The sequence below is a fragment of the Actinomycetospora sp. genome (assembly GCF_055612215.1).
The window spans coordinates 1-15,413 of record NZ_JBVPVA010000208.1 but is presented as its reverse complement, the minus strand read 5'-3'; the positions used below and the strand labels follow the sequence as shown (position 1 = coordinate 15,413).

At 75.8% G+C, this 15,413-nt stretch carries 13 protein-coding genes; 5 read left to right on the top strand and 8 right to left on the bottom strand.

The genetic code is table 11. The features are described from left to right. The 5 genes from AC0CYZ_RS05775 to AC0CYZ_RS05755 all read right to left on the bottom strand — a co-directional run. A partial coding sequence (locus tag AC0CYZ_RS05775) for a hypothetical protein (RefSeq protein WP_472213215.1) occupies positions 1–899 on the bottom strand: 899 nt, incomplete at its 3' end. A 28-nt stretch (positions 900–927) separates the two neighbouring features. After that, the gene (locus AC0CYZ_RS05770) at positions 928–2,049 is read right to left on the bottom strand and encodes an FUSC family protein (protein WP_472213213.1); all 1,122 of its coding nucleotides are present in this window, start codon (positions 2,047–2,049) and stop codon (positions 928–930) included. Between the two features lie 43 nt (positions 2,050–2,092). Continuing rightward, positions 2,093–3,742, bottom strand: coding sequence for an APC family permease (locus tag AC0CYZ_RS05765; RefSeq protein ID WP_472213210.1), 1,650 nt, complete (start codon positions 3,740–3,742; stop codon positions 2,093–2,095). Positions 3,743–3,984: 242 nt separating this feature from the next. Beyond that, the gene (locus tag AC0CYZ_RS05760) at positions 3,985–4,863 is read right to left on the bottom strand and encodes a SigB/SigF/SigG family RNA polymerase sigma factor (RefSeq protein ID WP_472213208.1); all 879 of its coding nucleotides are present in this window, start codon (positions 4,861–4,863) and stop codon (positions 3,985–3,987) included. A gap of 394 nt (positions 4,864–5,257) precedes the next feature. Then, positions 5,258–6,919 carry a CocE/NonD family hydrolase gene (locus AC0CYZ_RS05755; RefSeq protein ID WP_472213206.1) on the bottom strand — a complete coding sequence of 554 codons (1,662 nt, stop codon included), beginning with the start codon at positions 6,917–6,919 and terminating at the stop codon, positions 5,258–5,260. Between the two features lie 111 nt (positions 6,920–7,030). On the opposite strand from AC0CYZ_RS05755, the gene AC0CYZ_RS05750 reads away from it, so the two are divergent. Both AC0CYZ_RS05750 and AC0CYZ_RS05745 read left to right on the top strand, forming a co-directional pair. Then, entirely contained in the window at positions 7,031–8,740 is a 1,710-nt protein-coding gene (locus tag AC0CYZ_RS05750; protein WP_472213204.1) for a metallophosphoesterase, read from the top strand. Positions 8,741–8,835: 95 nt separating this feature from the next. Next, positions 8,836–9,804: a patatin-like phospholipase family protein gene (locus AC0CYZ_RS05745; protein WP_472213202.1), complete on the top strand. Its 969-nt coding sequence runs from the start codon at positions 8,836–8,838 to the stop codon at positions 9,802–9,804. A gap of 7 nt (positions 9,805–9,811) precedes the next feature. Here AC0CYZ_RS05745 and AC0CYZ_RS05740 read toward each other — a convergent pair whose 3' ends face one another. Genes AC0CYZ_RS05740 through AC0CYZ_RS05730 form a run of 3 tightly spaced genes read right to left on the bottom strand, consistent with a single transcriptional unit; the run spans position 9,812 to position 12,912 of the window. Further along, positions 9,812–10,801, bottom strand: coding sequence for an aldo/keto reductase (locus AC0CYZ_RS05740; protein WP_472213200.1), 990 nt, complete (start codon positions 10,799–10,801; stop codon positions 9,812–9,814). A gap of 9 nt (positions 10,802–10,810) precedes the next feature. Then, positions 10,811–11,791 (bottom strand): glycosyltransferase family 9 protein, encoded by a 981-nt coding sequence (locus tag AC0CYZ_RS05735; protein WP_472213198.1) that lies wholly within the window; start codon positions 11,789–11,791, stop codon positions 10,811–10,813. After that, positions 11,788–12,912 (bottom strand): glycosyltransferase, encoded by a 1,125-nt coding sequence (locus AC0CYZ_RS05730; RefSeq protein ID WP_472213218.1) that lies wholly within the window; start codon positions 12,910–12,912, stop codon positions 11,788–11,790. Before AC0CYZ_RS05730 ends, AC0CYZ_RS05735 begins: the two co-directional genes overlap by 4 nt. Positions 12,913–13,273: 361 nt before the next feature. Between AC0CYZ_RS05730 and AC0CYZ_RS05725 the strand changes: the two genes are divergently transcribed. From AC0CYZ_RS05725 to AC0CYZ_RS05715, 3 genes are all read left to right on the top strand, one after another. After that, positions 13,274–14,401, top strand: a complete 1,128-nt coding sequence (locus AC0CYZ_RS05725) for a glycosyltransferase family 9 protein (protein WP_472213196.1) — start codon at positions 13,274–13,276, stop codon at positions 14,399–14,401. A gap of 49 nt (positions 14,402–14,450) precedes the next feature. After that, positions 14,451–14,756: a hypothetical protein gene (locus tag AC0CYZ_RS05720; protein ID WP_472213194.1), complete on the top strand. Its 306-nt coding sequence runs from the start codon at positions 14,451–14,453 to the stop codon at positions 14,754–14,756. Positions 14,757–14,821: 65 nt separating this feature from the next. Next, positions 14,822–15,268, top strand: coding sequence for a DUF2267 domain-containing protein (locus tag AC0CYZ_RS05715; protein WP_472213192.1), 447 nt, complete (start codon positions 14,822–14,824; stop codon positions 15,266–15,268). The last annotated feature ends 145 nt before the right edge of the window (positions 15,269–15,413 follow it).

The following is a 15,413-nucleotide window of genomic DNA, read 5'->3' as shown; positions in this document are numbered from 1 at the left end:
CGGGCCGACTCCTCCTCGGCCTCGGCGCGCTCGAGGCGCTCGCGCAGTGAGGTGACGGCGTCGGCGGCCTCGGTGTGGTCGGACTCGGCCTGCTCGGCCCGCGTCCGCGCACGCTCGGCGGCGCGCTCGGCGTCGTCGCGCTCCTCGCGTGCCCGCTCCACGGCCCGCTCGGCCGCCTCGCGGGCCCGCGCCCGCTCCTCCTCGGCCGCGCGCTCCTCCTCGGCCGCGCGCTCGTCCTCGGCCGTGCGCCCGTCCGCGGCGGACCCGGCCTCCACGGACGACCCCGAGGATCCCGACAACCCCTGCTCCCGCCTCGGCGGCGGCCGGTGGGCGGTTCCCGAACCCCGGGGCGGCGGGGGCCGGCGCACCGACCGGGACGGCTCCACCCCTCCGGAGAACCCGACGCCGGGCTCGAGCGCCGTCGTCAACCGGCCCGCCGCGAAGGCGCGAGCGGCCCCGTCGTCGGCGAGCGCGGCGGCGATCGTGTTCTCGAGGTCGCGCGCCACCGAGTCCCCGACCCCGACGCCGTCGGCGCGCGCCAGCCGCCGCGCCCGCGCGACCAGCGCGCCCACGAGCTCCCGGCGCTGCCGGGTCAGGGTGCGCAGCGCGTCCCCGGAGAGCTCCTCCTGGGCGGAGCGCAGCGAGGCGCCGAGCTCCTCGAGCGCCGCGACCTCGTCGGGCGACTCGCGGGCCAGCACGTTGGCCAGCCACGCCCCGAGCGACGGCTTTCGCAGCGCACCGATGGCGTTCGCCGCGTCCTTGTCCTTCGCCGCCCGGGCCGCCTTGACGAGCTCGGTGCGGCGCGGGACGAAGTGGTCGGGGTGCAGCCCGTAGAGCTCGTCCGCGGCGTCCTCGACGTCGGGGGCCTCCGGAGCCGCGTCGTCCTCGTCCTTCGCCACGGCGGCATCCTGCCGTGCCGGCGACCCCTCAGCCCACCGGCTGCCTGCGCGGCGGGTCGGTGAGCGCGTCGACGTCCTGCGCGAGCAGGTGCAGCTGCGACGCGAGCGGGGCCGGGCCGGACGACCACGCGTCGGGGTCGGTGCGGGCCAGCGCGTCCGCGATGCCGTGGGCGTCGCCCGGGCGGCCGCGCCCCGCGACCGGGTCCGCGTCGCGGGGGTTCTCGGCCAGCGCCCGGACCACGCCGGCGATGTCGGCCACGCCGTCGACGAGATCGGCGGGCACCTCGTCACCGCGCTCGGCCACGTCGGCGGCGGTCCGGGCGAGCAGGACCGCACCCGCGTGCACGTACTCCAGCCCGCTGAGCCGACGGAGCATCGCCGCCAGCGGGCCGCGCTCGCGCCGCCCCCGCACCGTGGACCGGGCGAGCCGCTCGGAGGTCTCGCGGGCCTCGAGCACGGCGGCCACGTCCGCGTGGGCGCCCCGCAGGCGTTCCGCCGCGTGCCGCGCCGACGCGGCCCCGTCCGGGTCACCGTGGGCCACCGCACGCAGCGCGCCCGCCACCTCGTCGAGCCCGTCGGCGATCTCCCGCAGCGCCGTCGCGGCCGCGTCGGCGAGGCGACGCACCGGGCTCGGCGTGACGAGCACCTGGCTGACCAGCAGGGCGAGGGCCCCGCCGATCACCGCGCTCGCGAGCCGCTGCCACCCGGCCTGCGACGAGCCGATCCCCACGACGAGGAGGGCGGCGATCCCGGACTGCAACAGGGCCAGCGGGTTGATGCTGCCGAGCGAGACCACCAGCATCCCGACGACCACGGCGGCGCCCACCTGCAGCCAGCCGCTGCCGACGACGAGCCTCGCACCCTCGCCGACCATGACGCCCGCGATGACGCCGAGCAGCAACCGCACCGCCCGCCGGCCGCGCTTCTCGGCGCTGTCGGTGAGGCAGACGATCGCGGCGATCGGCGCGAAGATCGGGGTGGGCTGGCGCAGGACGACCTGGGCGATCACGAAGGCCGCCACGGCCACGACGCCGTCCATGGCGATCCGCACCCAGGCCTGCCGCAGGCGGCCCGCCGCCCGGCCGGGCCACCCGGCGAGCACCTCCCGGGCACGCGCGACCGGAGACGACGACGGGCGGGCGGCGGTCACCCCGACCGCCTACCCGCCCGTCGTGCGTGGCGAACTCCGGGGACTACGCGTGCAGCTCCTCCGGCTCACTGGCCGCGTCCGCCGCCTCGATCTCGACCTGCTCCGCCACCGCCTCGCGCGGCATCACCATGCGCACCGCGAGGAAGTAGATGACCAGCGACCAGGCCGCGACGAGGATCAGGTCGATCCACTCGGGGATGACCGTGACCGCCGCGTCGTACTGACCGAAGGCCGAGATGATCCCGATCCCGCCCAGCCACGGGAGGATCCAGCCCAGCGAGCGCAGCTGCAGGTCCTTCGCCCCCGGCGGGACGCCCTTGCGCGAGGTCTGCACCGCGCGGTAGATCGCGAAGAGCACGAAGCCGATGACGATCGCGACGTAGAGCTTCCAGAGGGTCGTCCACCCGGACCAGTAGATGATCTCGTTGGCCGCGATGAACGACAGTGGGGCGATGACGACGGCCGCGGGCATCTTGTAGGGCCGGTGCCGGTCCGGGTCGGCCTTGCGCAGGGCCGCCAGCGTGAGCGGCGCGAACCCGTACATGATCACCGTCGCGGACGTGACGAGCGAGACCAGCGACTGCCAGCTCGGGAACGGTAGGAACGCGATGATCCCGACGATGAAGGCGACGACGGTCGACACCCAGGGGATGCCGCGCTTGGAGATCTTCGACAGGCCCTTGGGAGCGAACCCGGACTGGCTGAGCGCGTAGGACAGCCGCGCGGAGGTCGCGACGTAGACCAGCCCGGTGCCGGCCGGCGAGATGAAGGCGTCGACGTAGAGCAGGATCGACAGCCACGTCAGGCCGAGGGCCCCGGCGATCGTCACGTACGGCCCGAAGTCGCCCTTGCCGATCGGGTCGGCCCAGCCGTTCGCCAGGTTGGCCGGGTCGAGGGCACCGATGAACGCGACCTCGAGGGCCAGGTAGATCACGACGCCGACCGCGACGGCCCCGATCAGGGCCCGCGGCATGTCCCGCTGCGGGTTGCGCGCCTCGCCGCCCATCTGGGCGGCCTGCTCGAAGCCCTGCAGCGCGAACACCACGCCGAGCGGCAGGGCGGCGAACACCCCGTGCGCGCCGAACGGGGCGAAGCCGCCGCCTGCGGTGAAGTTCGACCCGTGGAAGGACACGAAGACCAGCACGATCACCGTGAGCACCGGGATCGCGATCTTCCACAGCACCGTGATCCGGTTGGTCTCCGCGAGGAAGGCCACCCCGAGCAGGTTGATGCCGGTGAACAGGACCATGAGCGCCGCGGCCAGTAGGAAGCCGATGCCGGTGAGGTTGCCGTTGTCATCGACGAGGCCGTGCACCAGGTGGTCGAGGTAGGACAGCGCGGCCTCGACCTCGATGGGCGCGATGGCCACGGCCTGGATCCAGCCGACCCAGCCCGCCGTGAACCCGGCGATCGACCCGAAGGCCAGCCGCGGGTAGCGGGCCGTGCCCCCGGCCACCGGATAGGTCGAGCCCAGTTCGGCGTGCACGAGGGCCAGCAGGATGACGATGACCCCGGCGAGGATCCAGGACAGGATCGAGGCGCCGCCGGCCGACTTCGCGGCGGTCAGAGCACCCAGCAGCCAGCCCGACCCGATGATCGAGCCGAGCGAGATGAACATCAGCGCGCTGAACCCGACGGTGCGGCGCAGCCCGGTGCCCGTGGTGAGCACGGGCCCTTCGGCGGTGGTGGACATGGAGTCTCCAGGGTCGCGACGGTGAGCGCATCCGACGGGGTCGGCGGCGATCAGCGGATGGTGCGCACCAGTGGGCCGGCCCGCGAGCCGGACATCACGGGTGATATGCGATCAACGACCCAGACTGGTGAACAAACAGGTTCTAAACGGACCCGCCGTAACCAGACCGTCACGTTGTGACGTCAGACTAGAGGTTCGGGCGACCGTGTGAGTGGGCACACGCCGCAGATCGACACCCAGCGTCAGACCGCGACCGGTGGTCCGTCTCCCTCGTCGGCCCGGACCTGGGCCTCCACCTGGGCCCGCAACTGGGCCAGGGTGCGCGTGAGCAACCGCGACACGTGCATCTGCGAGATGCAGAGCACCGACGCGATCTCGGCCTGGGTCTGCTCGTGCACGAACCGCAGGGCGAGCATCGTGCGCTCCCGCGGCGGCAGGCTCGCGACGAGTGAGTGGACGAGCGAGCGCACCTCGACCCGGTCGAACTCCGGGTCGACCGAGCCCAGGATGTTCGCCAACGACGAGTCCTCGCCCTCGCCGAGGGTCTCGTCGAGCGAGGCCGGGTGGTACGAGCCGTGCGCCGCGACCGCCTCGGCCACCTCCTCGCGCGTGAGCCCGAGGTGGGTCGCGATCTCCGGCACCGTCGGGGCCCGCCCGAGCCGCTGGGACAGCGCCGACGTGGCGGTGCCGACGGCGAGGTAGCGGTCCTTCACGCTGCGGGGGGTGCGGACCGACCACGCGGAGTCCCGGAAGTAGCGCCGGACCTCGCCCATGATCGTGGGGACCGCGTAGGACAGGAAGTCGCGCTCCCGTCCGGGGTCGAACCGGTCGACGGCGTGCATCAGCCCGACGGTCGCGACCTGCTCGAGGTCCTCGGTCGGCTCGCCGCGCCGCGCGAAGCGGCGGGCGATGTTCCGGGCCACCGGCAGGTACGCGACGACGAGGCGGTCGCGCAGCTCGCCGCGGCGCGGGTCGTCCGGGTGGCACGCGGCGTGCTCGACGAAGACCGGGCCCAGGGAGGCGAAGTCCTCGCCGGCGGGTTCGTCCGGGACGGGCGCGGGCGTGACGGACCCCACCGAGCCGTGGATGGTCCGCCCGGGGCCCGTGGCCGTGTGCGTCATGAGTCGTCCCCCGCCACCGCGCCGGGGGAACCGGGGCGGTCGTCGCGAGCAGTGTCGATTCGGCTGGGGGCTCAACCGGAGGACTGGAGTTCCGCGAGATTGTCAGCCGAACGGCCGCGTGCGCAACTCCCTCCGCCGCCGTCGCGCCGCTCCGCCCTGATCAGGACGAGCGGGGAACGCGCCGGCCCGGGCCCGCCGGGACGGGCGCCGCCGGGGGAGCGGACCGGCCGGGGGGACGACCGGTCCGCTCGACGCTCCGGACGCCCGGGGGGAGGGGCCCGGGAGCGTCCCGCCGGAAGCCGGCGGCACGTCCGACTCTACTCGCGGCGGGCCGTCGGCCGGTGCCGTGGCGCGCGAGGCGCTCGATGGTCCGTGGTGTACACGGAGCCGCGGGTCAGGGCTCGACCGGGAGCACCACGCGGGACGGGTGGGCCGCGTCGTGGAGGATCTCCCGCTCGCGCGGGACGAGGACGTCGGCCTCCCCGAGGGCGGCCCCGGTGCCGGGATGGCGGGCGAAGCGGGGGTGCGCGCCCCCGGAGACCTGCACCCGCAGGCGGTGGCCGGCCGCGAAGCGGTGCCCCACGGGCCAGAGGTCGATCGCGACCGCCACGCTGCCGTCGGCCGCCGGGCCGGGGTCGGTCGGTGTGATGCGCCGGATCCCGTCGGTCACGTTGACCGAGCGACCGGCCTCGTCGACGTCGCACACCCGCACGAAGACGTCGAGGTGCTCGACCTCGGCGCGGACGTGGACGGTCGCCCTCACCGGGCCCAGCGCGACGACGTCGTGGCGCAGGACCGGCCCCGTGAACACCACGACGTCCTCGCGCGCCTCGAGCTCGGTCTGGTCCCGCGGACCGGACCGCCCGGAGAGGATGGGGCCCCCGACGGCGGGCGTCGGGTCGTGCGGGTCGTAGGGCAGGCGGGTCCCGGCCCAGTGCGCCCCGCCGCGCACGGGCACCGTCGGGACCTCGTCGTCGAGGCCGTGGTCGGTGCGCAGGTAGAAGGAGCGCTCGACGACGTGGGCGGGAGGCCAGTCCGGCAGGCGGCGCTCGCCCCCGCCGCCGGACAGCTCGAGGTGGACCGGGAGCTCCTCGTCGTCGGCGGCGGCGTCCGTGTCGGTGTCGAAGGCGCGGTCGAACACGCCGAGCGCGTCGCGCAGCCCTGCAGCCGTCACCTCGGGCGAGGTGTGCACCCAGGGCCCGATCCGCAGCAGCGGCCGGGCGCCTGCCGCCCGCAGCGTGGCGTGGTCCTCGAGCTGCCAGGGCAGGAAGATGTCCTGCCAGCCGCCGGTCATGCTCACGGCGACCCCGCGGCGCGCCACCTCGCCGACCCGCTCGGCGTACGAGCGCTTGGCCCAGTACGCGGAGTCGGGAGCCTGCTCGCGCAGCCAGTCCTGGAAGAAGTCGATCGACTCCCCCGCGGCCACGATGTCCGCCCGGGACAGCGGCACCGTCGCGAACCCCGCCCGCACGCGGTGGCGGACGGCCTCGACGAGCCGGTGCCGCAGCTGCGGGGCGCGCATCATCGAGGCCCACGAGAGCCCGTTGTCCAGCGAGAAGGTGCCGCCCGGGTAGGTCTGGTCCCGGAACTGGGAGGCGGTGACGATCGTGCCCATCGCCCGCAGCGCGTCCCCGGCGTCCGGAGCGAGGGCCCACTGGGTGATGCCGAGGTAGCTCGGGCCCAGGGTGGCCACCCGCCCGTCGCACCAGGGCTGGGCGGTCAGCCAGCGGACCGTGGCGACGCCGTCGTCGGCCTCGTCGAACGGGGACAGCTCACCCTGCGAGTCCCGGGTGCCCCGCACCGACTGGACGACCACCTGGTGGCCCCGCTCGGCCACGAGCCGCCCGAACACCGCGCCGATCCACCCGGCACGGCCGTAGGGACTGCGGACGAGCACGACCGGCCCGCGGGTGACGCCCGCGGGGACGTACCGGTCGTGGCGCAGCACCACCCCGTCGGGCATCGGCACCGCCACGTCCCGGACGACGCGGACACGGGGGGTGCGCGGCGCCGGCAGGCCGACGGCCCGACGCAGCAGGCGGGTGACCGGACTCATGCCTCCCATCATGGCGCGCTCCCCCGACACCGCAGCGCCGCGCGACGAGTTCACCCCGTGTTCGCCGACGCCGGGTCGCGGACCGGTCACGCCCGGGTGACGCTCCCGTCCGTGACGCGCACCCCCCGTGGCGAGGCCCCCGACGTCGGCGTGCCCGCCGACCTCGCCGAGCACATGACCGTCGCCGAGCAGCACGACTGGATCTCGGGCTTCCTCCGTCGCCACCCGGTGACCCGGCGCTCCGCGCTGAAGCAGGGCTCCGGGGTCGTGGCCGCCCTCGGGCTCGCCTCGTCGCCGTGGACGCTCGCCGCGTGCGCCCAGGCGTCCCAGGCGCCCGTGGCGGTGGTCGGGCGCCACCTGTCGTTCGGCGACGACCCGACGAGCTCGATGTCGATGTCCGGTGAGCTGACCGCGCCCCCGCCGAGCGGCGCGATGGTCGTCGACCTCGGCCAGAACGGGCAGTTCGGCGCCCGGATCCCCGTCGAGGTCCGCCACCTCGTCTCGCAGGTCCCGCAGGCCGACGGCTCGATCCGGGCGAGCGACCAGTACTTCGTGCACGCCCCGGCGACCGGGCTGGCGCCCGGTGCGGCCTACGACTACCGCTTCCGGCTGCCGGACGGGACGACGACCGCGACCGCGACCTTCCGGACCGCACCGCGCACGCCGACCGCGCCGTGGAGCTTCAGCGCGTTCGCCGACCAGGGCGTGGACATGGTGCCGCCGAGCGGGCTGTCCGGGTTCACCAACGGCTACTACAAGCCCGACGACACCCGCCGGACCATGACGCCCTCCACGTCGATGGTCGACCGGATCGCCGCGACGCGCCCGGCGTTCCACCTGCTCGCGGGCGACATCTGCTACGCCGACCCCTCGGGCAACGGCCAGCCCGTGAAGAGCACCGGCACCTCGAGCAGCCCGACCGGGTTCGACAGCTTCGACCCGACGGTGTGGACGACCTACTTCGGGCTGATCGAGCGCAGCGCCGCGTCCACGCCGTGGATGTTCGCGACGGGCAACCACGACATGGAGGCGCTCTACGACGACAACCGGGGCCGGGGCGCGAGCCACGGCTACGGCGGCCACGCGGCGCGGCTCGACCTGCCGCGCACCGGGCCCAGCGCCTGCCCGAGCGTGTACTCGATGCGCTACGGCAACGTCGGGATCGTCAGCGTGGACGCCAACGACCTCTCGATGGAGATCCCCACCAACGCCGGCTACTCCGGCGGCGCCCAGACGGCGTGGCTGCGCCAGACGCTCACGACGCTGCGCGCCGACCCGACCGTCGACTTCGTCGTCGCCTTCTTCCACCACTGCGCCTTCGCGACGTCGTCCACGCACGCCTCCGACGCCGGGGTGCGGGCGGCGGTCGCGCCGCTGTTCGACGAGTTCTCGGTCGACCTCGCGCTGCAGGGCCACAACCACCAGTACGAGCGGTCCAACCCGATCCGGCGGGGCCGCTCCACGGTGCAGGCCCCGGACGGGGCCACCGTGCGGCCGGAGACCGACGGCACGACGTACGTGTGCGTCGGGTCGGGCGGTCGCCCGCGCTACGGCTGGCAGCCGACCGAGACCGACCGCTACCGGGGCAACACCGGCCCGGACAGCGGGGTGAACGTCGTGAGCTACCAGGCCACGGGCGCCAAGTCGAAGATCCCCGACGCGGTCGACTGGTCGCAGGCGCGCTACCTCGACTACGCCTACGTCACCGTCGACGTCGCGCCCCCGCCCGGGCCGGGTCAGCCCACCACGATGACGTTGCGCACGATCACCGACACCGGCCAGGAGATCGACCGCGTGGTCCTGGAGCGCCGGGCGCGCTGAGCCGGTGGCCATCCCCCACCGGAGGTCGGGGTCGGCCCGTGTCCGACTCCGACCTCCGTGTCGCCCTCACACGGGATGCCCGACATGATGCCCCCGTGCCCCGGCCCCATCGCGTCCTCGAGGTGCTCGCCGCCCGCCGGGAGGAGGGCTCCGGTCCGGGGGACCGCACCGACGGGCACCGCCTGGTCCTCGCGATCGAGGGCGGCGGCAGCCGGGCGACCTACTCCTCGGGGATGGTGCTGGGGCTCGAGCGGCTGGGCCTCGCGCGGTGCTTCGACGCGGTGTACGGCGCCTCGGCCGGGGCGCTCGCGGGCAGCTGGCTCGTCGGGGGCCAGACCGAGAAGTGCTGCGCGGGCTGGTGGGAGCCCGGGCTGATGCAGCGGGTGACCAAGCCGACGCGCGGGCTGCGCGGCGGCCCGGTCGTGGACGTCGAGTACCTCATCCACACCGTCGGGGAGAAGGTCATCCCGGTGCGGTGGTCCGACATCGTCGACGCCGAGGTGCCGCTGCACCCCGTCGCGACCGACGTCGACACCGGCGAGGCGGTCGACCTGTACGACACCATCACCGACGACGAGTCCCTCAAGCGCGCCCTGCAGGCCTCGGCCAACGTCCCGCTGCTGGCCGGGCTCCCGATCGAGATCGGCGGCCGGCGGCTCGTCGACGCCGCGGTCGCCGAGCCGCTGCCGTTCCACACCGCGCTCGACCAGGGCGCCACGCACGTGCTGATGCTGCGCACCCGGCGCGCCGACCAGGAGGCCATCGACGCGACCCGGCTGGAGAAGGCCCTCGTCGCCCGGCTCGGCGAGGCCCGCGTGCCCGGCCTGGTGCACGTGCTGGGCCGACGCCTCGAGACCAGGCGCGCCGACGACGAGTGGCTGGCGAAGGCGAGCTCGATCTCCGGCGACGAGGGCGTCGACGAGCCCCCGCACCTGCTCGAGGTCCGCCCGCCGGAGGGCGCGAACACGATCAACCCGCTCGAGACCGACCCGGACCGCCTGCGCCGCGGTGTGGAGACCGGCTGCGATGCGCTGCGGGTGCTGGTGGAGCCGGCGTTGGGCTGAGGCCCCGTCAGCCGAACGGCAGGAGGCTCCGGACCACCCCGGCGGCCGCGGAGAGGCCCGCCACCGGCGTGAACCGGTCGGACGCGTCACCCAGCGCGGCCCACTCGTCGGGCGCGAGCACGATCTCGGCGGCCGCGCAGTTGCTCTCCAGCTGCGCCACGCTCGACGCGCCGGGGATCGCGACGACCTCCGGGCGGTGGATCGTCCAGGCGAGCGCGACCTGCGAGGGCGTCGCGTCGTGGACGTCCGCGATCTCGCGCAGCGTCGAGATCAGCGGCTGCGCCCGCCGCAGCGACTCGGGCAGGAACAGCGGGTTCAGCTGACGGATCCGGTTGGCGGGCCGGTGCTCGGCGTCGAACTTGCCCGAGAGCAGGCCCTGCGCGAGCGGGCTGTAGGCGATGACCACCCGGCCCGCCTCCGCGGCGTAGGGGAGCAGCTCCCGCTCGGGGTCGCGCGAGACCAGGCTGTACTGCACCTGGTTGGAGATCACCCGGGACCCCAGCGCGGACTCGGCGTCCTGCCAGCGGTCCAGCGAGTAGTTCGACACGCCGACCTCGTCGACGACGCCGGCGGCCTGCAGGGTGCGCATCCCGGGCATCGTGCGACGGTCGCCGACGAGCGGGTTGGGCTGGTGGACCTGGTAGAGGTCCAGGGTGCGGCGCAGGCGGCCCGAGCTCGCCACGCCGCGCTGCTCGACGATCGGCCCCACCGGCAGCACCGGGAGGAGCTTCGACGCCACCACCGTGGTCGACGGGTCCGCGTCCGCCGCGTCGAGGGCGTCGCCGAGGATGCGCTCGCTGCGCCCGAAGCCGTAGACCTCGGCGGTGTCGAAGACGGTGATGCCGAGCTCGAGCGCGCGGGCCACGATCCGCGCGGCCTCGGAGTCGGGGCCCGACGCGTAGTCGCCGCCGTAGCCCCACTCGCTCGACCCGAACTGCCACGTCCCGAGCCCGATGGCCGACCAACGCTTCGCCGTCGGCAGCTCCAGATAGCGCATGTGTCCTTGCTACCCGATCTCGACGGCACCCGCCGTCGCGGCACCCGCCCGCACGGCGGCGGCCACCGTCGCGACCGGGAGCTCCTCGAGGCAGGCCGGACCGGTCGTCGAGAGCGGGCACCCCGCGTCCCACCAGCACACCTGCTCGGTGATCGCGGTCGGGCGGCGGTGCGGGCACGCCGGGAACCCCTGCAGGTTCCGGCCCTCCTCGAGCCCGTACCGGACGGCGAGGGTGGGCCCGAAGAGCGCGACGGTGGGCGCGCCGACGGCGGCCGCCACGCGCACCGGACCGGTGTCGCCGCCGACGACGACGCCGCCGCGCTCCCCGAGCGCGGCGAAGCGCGCGGCGAGCCCCCGCAGGTCGGTCGGTGGGAGCGGGGTCACCCCGGCCACGTCGCCCACGGCCGCCACCGGGCGGCCCCCGTCGCGCAGCGCGCGCGCCAGCTCGGCCCAGTGCTCGTCGGGCCAGCGCTTCACGGCCATCCCGGCGCCGGGGACGAGCAGCACGGTGCCGTCGGCCAGCGAGCGGGTGGCCGCCCGGCCGGCGGCCCGCTCGTCCTCGCCGAGGACGACCCGCGGCGGGCGGATCCCGGGGCCGATCACGCCCTCGTCCGCGAGGATCCGCTGGTAGCGCTCCCCGACGAGCTCGTCGGGCGGCGGCGAGCGCCACACGTTCGACACCGCGCGGGTGCCGCGGGCGGCCGCGTCGTCGTCGACCAGGTCGCCGATGCCGTCGAAGCGGGTGGTGGTGACGACGAGGTCGGGGGCCAGGTCGGCCAGGGCGAGCTCGACCGCGCGGCGCTCGTCGTGGGGCTCGGCGAGCCGGACCGCGGTCACCGCGGGGTCCCGCTCGAGCAGCACCGCGCCCGGGGCGTGGGTGAGCACGACGAGCTCGCCGGCCGGGTCGGCGTCGCGGAGCGCGTGCACCGACGGCAGGACCATGACGAGGTCGCCGAGCCCGCCGAGCAGGTCGACGACGAGGGTCCTCACCGCCCGACCTCGGCGTAGACCTCGCGGTGGCGGGCGGCGAGGGTGTCCCAGTCCCGCCCGGCGAGCAGCTCCCGGCCGGCGGCCCCGACGGTCTCGGCGAGGAGCGGGTCGTCCAGGAGGCGGCGCAGCGCGGTGACGAGGACGTCGGCGTCGCGGACGGCGGGGGCGACGACGACGGTCCGGCCGTCGACGAGCTCGGCGTCGGGACCCTGGGCGGGGCGCCGGGTGACGATCGTCGGCAGGCCGTGGTCGAGCGCGGCGAGCAGCGCGCCGGACTTGGTGGTGGCCCCGGCGGTGAACGGGAAGGCGGCGAGGTCGGCCGCGGCCAGCGCGGCGGAGACCTCCGCGGCCGGGAGGTGCCCGGTGATCGTCACGCGGTCCGCGACCCCGGCCGCCGCGACGTGGGCGGTGAGCTCGCCGCGGAAGGCGGCGGCCTCGTCGGCGGGCAGCGCGAGGGAGGTGAAGCCGCCGAGGACCAGCAGGTGCAGGCGGGGGTGCTCGTCGGCGAGGCGGGCCACCGCGTCGACGAGGTAGCGCAGGCCCTTGACCGGGTGCACGAACCCGAAGAACGCGACCACCTCGGCGTACTCGGGCACCGACCACCGCGCGCGGGTCGCGGCGCGGTCGGTGCCGGGCACGACGGTGACGTTCGGCGGGATCGGGAGGCGGTGTACCCCGACGGCGGGGAAGCGCTCGCGCAGCGCGCGCTCGTGCTCGGCGTTGGTGGTGACGACGGCGGCGCTGCGCGGCACGAGCCGCCCGGTCTCGCGGTCGAGCAGCCGCGCCCGCTCGAGCGGGTCCCAGAGGCGCTGCGGGATCCGGGGTGCCCACGACCACCAGCCGTACTCGTGGACCGTCGTCACCAGCGGCCGCGTCGCGAGCAGGTCCGCCAGGGCTGCGCCGGGCCACGCGGAGAACCCGAAGGCCGAGGGCGCGAACTGGAGGTGGACGACGCCGACGGCGCCGGCGCGGACCGCTCGTGCCGCCGCCACGGCGCCGCGGGGTCCGGGGTCCACCGGGACGTCGAGGACCTCGGTCCCCGCCGCCCGCAGGGCCTCGGTCAGGCGGCCCGTGTAGTCGGCGACGCCGTCGCGGCTGGGGTCGGCGCGCCCGTGCAGCATGGCCACGCGGGGTCCGGGTCCGGGCACGAGACCGCCTCTACCCCGGTCCGGCCCCTTGCCACACCTCCGGCGCGCGGGAAGTCCCGACACGGCCGCGCAGGTCACTCGTTCCGCTGAACGGGCGACGGAGATCGTGACGACAGCGGCCCCCGGGGAGTTGTCCCTCATGTCACCGCCGGGCAGCACAGCGCCCGGTGTCGTCGAAGCCAGCAGGAGATCGAGCTCGCCGCCCCGGTCACGGGCGGCGGTACGGGGTCGGGGGCCCGGTCACCGGTGCTCCCAGGTCACCGGTGGTCGGGCCCTCGACGTGTGCGGCGCCGCCCGGAGGTGCGCGCCGGCCCCCGGCGGGTACCTGCCCGCCGTGACCGCCCCCGTCGCGAGTGCTCCCGCCCTGCCCGAGCTCCCCGTCCACCCCGCGGCCCACCGGCCCGGCGACGGGGACCCGGACTGGGCGGCGATGGCGCGCATCCTCGTCGTGCGGCCGGACAACGTCGGCGACGTGATCATGACGGTGCCCGCGCTGCGGGCCCTGCGCGCCGCCGCCCCCCGCGCCCGGATCGACCTGCTCGCCTCCCCGGCCGGCGCCGCGGCCGCGTCCCTGATCGACGAGGTCGGCGAGGTCGTCGTCGCCTCCGTGTCCTGGCAGCGGCTGCCCGGGGGCACCGGTCCCGACGGCGACGGCCGCGACCCGGACGGCGAGCTCGTCGCCACCCTGGCCGCCCGCGGCTACGACGCGGCCGTCGTGCTGACCTCGTTCTCCCAGTCGCCGTGGCCCGCGGCGGCGATCTGTCGCCGCGCAGGAATCGCCGTGCGGGTCGGCACCAGCAAGGAGTTCGGCGGGGACGCGCTGACCCACTGGGTGCCGGCGCCCCCCGACGGCGGGCACCAGGTCGACCGGGCCCTCGAGGTCCTCGCGGCGGTCGGGGTCCCCTCGCAGGGCACCGACCTCGCCGTCCGGGTGCCGGCCGACGCCGACGCCCAGGCCCCCGAGGGGCGCTACGTGGTGGTCGCTCCCGGCGCGAGCTGCCCGTCGCGGCGGTGGCCGGCGGCGCGGTTCGCCGAGGTCGGGCGCAGGCTCGCCGCGCGCGGGTGGACGGTCGTCGTGACCGGTACGGCGAAGGAGGCCGACCTGGTCGCGGAGGCGTCGGCGGGGGTGCCCGGCGTGGTGCGGCTCGTCGGCACGCTCGACCTCGGCGGGCTGGCCGCGCTCGTGGCCGGGGCGGACGCCGTCGTCGTGAACAACTCGGGCGGGGCGCACCTCGCCGACGCGGTCGGGACCCCGGTCGTCGAGCTGTTCGCCGGCACCGAGGAGGTGGGCCAGTACGCGCCGCGCAGCGTGCCCGCGGCCGTGCTGACCCGGGCGGTGTCGTGCGCGCCGTGCCGCCAGCTGGTGTGCCCGTTCGCGCAGGAGTGCCTCGACATCGCGCCGGCGGAGGTCGTGGAGGCCCTGGGTGCGCTCCGCGCCCGAGAGCACTGTCGGGGCCTATAGCCCCGGAAAGTGCTCACATGCCGGAGGCACCTACTGGGCACTCCAGCCCGTGCCCGAGACCACCGCCGACGGTCGCTGGATCGTCGTCGACGGCCGTCGCTGGCGCGCGACCGATCCGGCGATCCCGGAGGCCGACGCGTCGCGGCTGCGGCGCTGGTTGATGGCCGCCCGACGCGACGTCGGGACGACGAAGCGCGCCGGCGACCAGGACGGCGAGCGGCAGGCCCGCGGGCGGGTCCACGCGGCGAAGACCGCTCTGGGCGAACGCGGGCCGCGGTGGTGGGAGCAGTCCGACGACGAGCGCCGCGCGCGCTGGTCGCAGGGACTGGAGCAGGCCGGCGCCGAGGGCTTCTGAGCGCCCTGGGCATCCCCGGCGACGGCGAGCACGCCGTCGTCACCGACGGACCACGGAGGAGACGCGTGACCACACCGCCCGTCCAGCAGGACCCCAACCCCAACGACCCGAACCCGGCGCGCTCGAGCGCCACCCTCTCGGCGTTCACCGGCCAGGTGCAGCGCCGGCTCGGGCTCGAGACCGAGAGCGAGGCCGAGGTCCTCACCCGCGCGACCCTCAACGAGTTCGGCAAGGCGATCAGCGCGGGCGTCGCCCAGGACCTGACGGTGAGCCTCCCGCCGGAGCTCTCCGCCGAGCTGCGCGCGCAGCGGCAGTCCGACGACCAGGCCCGCTCGGTGGACAAGCCGGCCTTCGTGGACGCCGTCAGCGGCGCCGTGCACTCGGTCGACGCCGAGGAGGTCGAGCGCCAGGTCGAGCAGGTGCTGCGCCTGCTGCGCGAGTGGCTCCCCGAGGACCAGGTCGACCGCACCCTCGAGCAGCTGCCCGGCGGCCTCGCCGAGCTGATGCGCTGACACCGGGGCACGACGACGGGCACCGTCGACCACGACGAGGTGGTCGGCGGTGCCCGTCGGTCGTCCGGCTCAGCCCGTCGGGGGCACCGGGTCCCGGACCGGTCCCGGGTCCTTCGTCGGCGGCTCCGGGTGCCGGGTGCGCGTC

What these genes read in the sequence shown, in the direction of transcription:
- AC0CYZ_RS05730 (WP_472213218.1), bottom strand. Translation starts at nt 12,912, where the DNA reads ATGCTGCACGGGCGCGCCGACCCCAGCCGCGACGGCGTCGCCGACTAC.
- AC0CYZ_RS05755 (WP_472213206.1), bottom strand. Translation starts at nt 6,919, where the DNA reads ATGAGTCCGGTCACCCGCCTGCTGCGTCGGGCCGTCGGCCTGCCGGCG.
- AC0CYZ_RS05760 (WP_472213208.1), bottom strand. Translation starts at nt 4,863, where the DNA reads ATGACGCACACGGCCACGGGCCCCGGGCGGACCATCCACGGCTCGGTG.
- AC0CYZ_RS05765 (WP_472213210.1), bottom strand. Translation starts at nt 3,742, where the DNA reads ATGTCCACCACCGCCGAAGGGCCCGTGCTCACCACGGGCACCGGGCTG.
- AC0CYZ_RS05740 (WP_472213200.1), bottom strand. Translation starts at nt 10,801, where the DNA reads ATGCGCTATCTGGAGCTGCCGACGGCGAAGCGTTGGTCGGCCATCGGG.